At 37.4% G+C, this 4,836-nt stretch carries 4 protein-coding genes; all 4 read left to right on the top strand.

Going from position 1 to position 4,836, the window contains the following annotated elements; all coding sequences use genetic code 11:
• A partial coding sequence (locus ACTHS3_RS10235) for a KAP family P-loop NTPase fold protein (RefSeq protein ID WP_440367901.1) occupies nt 1–1,742 on the top strand: 1,742 nt, incomplete at its 5' end.
• Between the two features lie 3 nt (nt 1,743–1,745).
• Nucleotides 1,746–2,486, top strand: coding sequence for a hypothetical protein (locus ACTHS3_RS10230; RefSeq protein ID WP_070608655.1), 741 nt, complete (start codon nt 1,746–1,748; stop codon nt 2,484–2,486).
• A complete protein-coding gene (gene qatC, locus ACTHS3_RS10225; protein ID WP_070608654.1) occupies nt 2,486–3,802 on the top strand; it encodes a Qat anti-phage system QueC-like protein QatC in 1,317 nt (438 codons plus the stop codon). Before ACTHS3_RS10230 ends, qatC begins: the two co-directional genes overlap by 1 nt.
• Nucleotides 3,799–4,530, top strand: coding sequence for a Qat anti-phage system TatD family nuclease QatD (qatD, locus tag ACTHS3_RS10220; RefSeq protein WP_070608652.1), 732 nt, complete (start codon nt 3,799–3,801; stop codon nt 4,528–4,530). Before qatC ends, qatD begins: the two co-directional genes overlap by 4 nt.
• Nucleotides 4,531–4,836 lie beyond the last annotated feature (306 nt).

Below are 4,836 nucleotides of genomic sequence, written 5' to 3'. Positions count from 1 at the left end.
AAGAAGACTATCTCAATTTTGGCGAAGTGTCGCAAATTGTTACTGAAATATTAGAAACTGAAGCTATGCTTCCCGTTTCGATAGGTGTTTTTGGCAACTGGGGGGCAGGCAAGTCCTCTCTATTAAATTTAATTGAGCAACAAATCAAACCTGATGAATGGATTATAATTAAATTTGATGCTTGGCTCTATCAGGGATTTGATGATGCCAGAGCGGCGCTTTTGGAAACTATTGCAAGCCATTTGATTCAGGCCGCCAAAGATAAAGAAACCATCTTGCAAAAATCCAAAAACTTATTTGCAAGAATTAATGGCTTACGTGTAGCTGGTTTAGTTGTAGAGGGTGCAGCTTTAGCAGCAGGCTTACCTGCTTTTGGTTTAGTATCCAAAATATTTGAAACAGCCCAAAATGCTTTGGATGGTATTCAAAATGAAACGGAAAGTAAGCAAGTTGTAGAAACAGTAAAAGAAATCGTTGATTCAGAAAAAAATCTTATCAAATCCAAAGAACAACAAACTCCACCAAAACAAATTGATGAGTTCAGAAAAGAATATGGCGAAATCTTACAGGATTTAGGCAAAAAGCTGGTTATTGTAATTGATAATCTTGACCGTTGTCTGCCTGCTAATGCTATTCAGACATTGGAGGCGATTCGTTTATTTTTGTTTTTAAATCGGACGGCATTCATTATCGCGGCTGACGAGGAAATGATTCGCCATTCAGTTGCGGAGCATTACAAAGATTTGTCGTATCGTCATCAAATTGATTATTTGGATAAGCTCATACAGATTCCTATTCGTGTACCCAAAGCAGGTGTGCTTGAAATTCGTGCGTATTTATATATGCTGTACGCCATTCATCAAAAAGTACCAACCGGAAAATTAGCAAGTTTACGCCAATTTTTAGAAAATCATTTGCAACAATCTTGGAAAAGTCAATCTTTAAATCCAGAAGAAGTGGCTGAAACTATTGAGGAGCAACACAATCAAACTCTATTGTCAGATTTTGAACGCGCAAACAGAATAGCGCCTTTATTAGCAAATTCACCTAATATTCAGGGTAATCCTAGAATTGTAAAACGTATTTTAAATACCATTAAAATGCGTACCAAAATCGCAAACAAGCGTCAAATGCCGTTAGATGAAGCAATTATTACCAAGCTGGTTATTTTTGAGCGATGCGTGGATTATGATGTGATAACAAAATTTTATCGGCTTGTTAACGAAAGAGAGGGTAAACCTGAACTATTAAAAGAGCTGGAAGATAACAATGAGCAAAATTTATCAACACTCTCTGAAAATAAGCCTATTCAAGCATTTATCAAAGAATGGGCAAAGTTAGAGCCCAAATTATCCAATGTTGATTTGCGTGCGGCGATCTATTTATCCAGAGAAACCATACCGCTAAATACTTATACCGCTCAACTTTCTCAAAAAGCCCAAGATGCTTTAAACATTTTACTTACAACCACATCAAGAACAGGCTCACAAGGTACCCAAGATGCCATTCAACAACTAACAATGGATGAACAAATCTCTGTTATGGACGCGTTAGTGGAACAATTAAGAAAAGTGGATAATTGGGATAAAAGTCCAAATGGTTTTGTGGGGGCTTGTTTGTTGGCAGAAAATTCAGAAGATGGGGCAAGAATTTTAAACCGTTTCATTATTGGGTTAAAACAAAGTGTAAAAAAACCTTGGTTAAATACGGCTTTAAAAAATGCAAATTGGTATAAGGAATAATAAATGGGTACTTCACAGTCTAGCGTAGGACCAAATGGTCGTTCACCTCTGTTACCGGCTTGGGTTGATGACAGCCAAGCAACGACTCAAACGCCAGATCCACAGAGATTAAAGGGATTGCGTCAAGCAATCGGTAGGGCTGTACGAGGCAGTGGACGTGATGATGTACGTAAAGCACTTGGTCATTATGCACGAAAAGCCAGTGGTGGTAAGCATACAGCCGTCCAAAAATTAGGGAAAATTACCCAAGCAGGTTCGGATTTATTTGGCATTTTTTCAGGCAGCCAGCAGCAACAATATTCGGTTAATTTACATAGTTTAAATGGCCAGCCTTGTGATCAAGTCATCACCCAAATTACCGAACTTTTGGCTGGTCACCACGGTGATTCAGACAAAATTCGTGCTGCGATGAATATTGCTTTATCAGAAGCATTGGAAGGAATGACAACTTTTGATGAAAATAGCATTACTACTGAAGTCATTGGTGGAATGATGGTTTGTTATTTAACTGAAAGTATTTTTCTGCAAATTGCACACGATGCCGGCAAGGCTTGGAAGAAAGGTGATGATCCTGTGCAAATTGCCATAGCAGAAAATGATTTACGACAACTCATTCGTGAAGTAGTAGATATTAAGCTTGCCCCTAAATTTACGGATGATGTTTGCCAGTTAACAATTGAACAAATGCAAGAAATTCAAAATCAAACTATTTTGGAAATTTGGGAAGAGTGGGAGGAGTATTGATGGCTCAATTAGTTTTTCATCACGATATTGAACAATTAAAAAATCTACCAAACGGTGTAATACCTGTTCGGTTGTATGGAATGGGAGATAAAAATCTACAAATTGCTTATATCGGCAATAGGATTTTGAAACAAGTTAAAAAATTGGGTGTTGCACCCAGTGATACTGTAATGGATTTTTTGACGATTGCTTTGGCAGTAACGGCAGCAGACACTTTTGTTTTGCGAAAAGATACCGCAAATGGTTGGTGTCGTTCGTTTTCCATTACTTTACCTTTGTGCCAGCCTGATATTTGGCATACAAACAAAACCCATTTAGAACAGATCTTACACTTTTTAAGTGGCGATATTTGGCAGTTTAATTTTCAGGCAGGAGGGCAATTACCGCCACGGCCCTATAAATTAAGTAGCCGAACCAAATTGGTGGATTTAAGAAATAAAGACAGCGTTTGTTTGTTTTCAGGTGGTTTAGATTCAGCAATTGGGGCGATTGATTTATTGGAGCAGGGACATTCACCGGTTTTAGTTAGCCATTCTTATAAAGGTGATAAATCACGTCAGCATGTCATTATCCAGAAACTTAATCAATATGGTTATACTGATCGATTTTCGCAATTTAATGCGATTGCACAGCCACATCTAAATAATGGAAAAACTGCTGAAATCACAATGCGAACCAGAAGTTTAAATTTTTTGGCATTTGCTATTGTATCAGCTTATACATTACAGGAAGTCGCGCAAAAAAAGATTGATATTTTAGTGCCTGAAAATGGGGTAATTTCAATCAATGCACCTTTAACAGTACGCAGAGTAGGCGCTTTAAGTACCCGTACCACTCACCCTTATTTTATCCAAGAAATACAAAAATTTTTCACTGCGGTCAATATTCCTTTCACTTTAAGAAATCCTTATCAATTTAAAACTAAAGGGCAAATGATAGCAGAATGTAAAAATTTACCATTATTACAGCAAATTATCCCTGATACTGTTTCGTGTAGCCATTGGAAACGCAAAAATAAACAATGCGGGGTTTGTGTTCCATGCCTGATTCGTAGAGCGTCATTGCATTATGCTGGTATTACCAATGATGCCCAATATGAATTTAATGATATTCGGCAAATTTTAATAAATCAGGACAGAAGAGATGATTTATTTGCTTTAATAAGTGCTATTCGTCAAAAAAATCATCGCAACATCAATCAATGGGTTTTACAAAGTGGTCCACTACCCACTCAACAACTAAATCAGTTTGCAAATGTTTTTAGGAGCGGACTGGATGAAGTGGAGCAACTTTTAATAGTGAACCAAATATTATGATGGATATGCATTGCCATTTGGATTTATATACTAATCCACAATACGTTGCAAAACGATGTAAAGATGAAAATATTTATGTTTTATCTGTTACAACCACACCCAAAGCGTGGTATGGAACAAGTTCATTAGCAAAAGATTGTCCTCGTATTCGTACCGCCTTGGGATTGCATCCGCAACTGGCTCACGAACGTTGGCAGGAATTGGATTTGTTTGATGAATTATTAAACCAAACTCGCTATGTAGGTGAAATTGGGCTGGATGGCGGAAAAGAGTTTAAAACACATTGGGAAACCCAATTAAAGGTTTTTCGCCATATTTTAAGAAGCTCAGCAAAATCTGGAGGAAAAATATTAAGTATACATTCTAGAATGAGTGCAAATGCTGTACTAGATGAATTAATTCAAGTAAATGGTAACTTACCAATCCTTCATTGGTTTTCAGGCACAAAACAACAGCTAAAACGAGCGATTGAAATAGGCTGCTATTTTTCTGTAGGACCTGCAATGTTAAGCAGTAAAAAGGGTTATGAGTTGGTCAAACTAATGCCAATAGAAAAAATATTGATTGAAACCGATGGACCTTTTGGGTGTTTTAAAACACAAGCTTTACTACCCTGGAATGCCAATATTGGCATTGCAATATTAGCAGATATTTGGGGGATGAATATTTCAGAAGCTGAGAATATATTGAGACTAAATCTGTTTAGCTTAGTTTCTAAACATATATAACCCCCTTATTCCTTATGGATATAGGAAAATTGACGTTTGAAAGGCAGTAACATGACAGCCTGAAAAACAAACGCCTCCCTAATTTATTGATTAAGCATAAAAACCTGACAAAAACCTTTGTAAAAATCCCCTAAATCTCCCCAAGACATTGAGGGATTTTTGGGGATTTTACAAAGATCTCAGGCCGTCTGAAAGTATATTTTTCAGACGGCCTTTTTATTTGCTCAATAATTAGAACGGAATATCGTCGTCGATATCATCAACCGGAGCGGTCGGTTGTGCCGGAGCAGGACGACGGGCTGGGGC

The organism is Neisseria sp. P0009.S007 (assembly GCF_051962515.1).
This window is presented reverse-complemented; position numbering and strand designations above follow the sequence as displayed.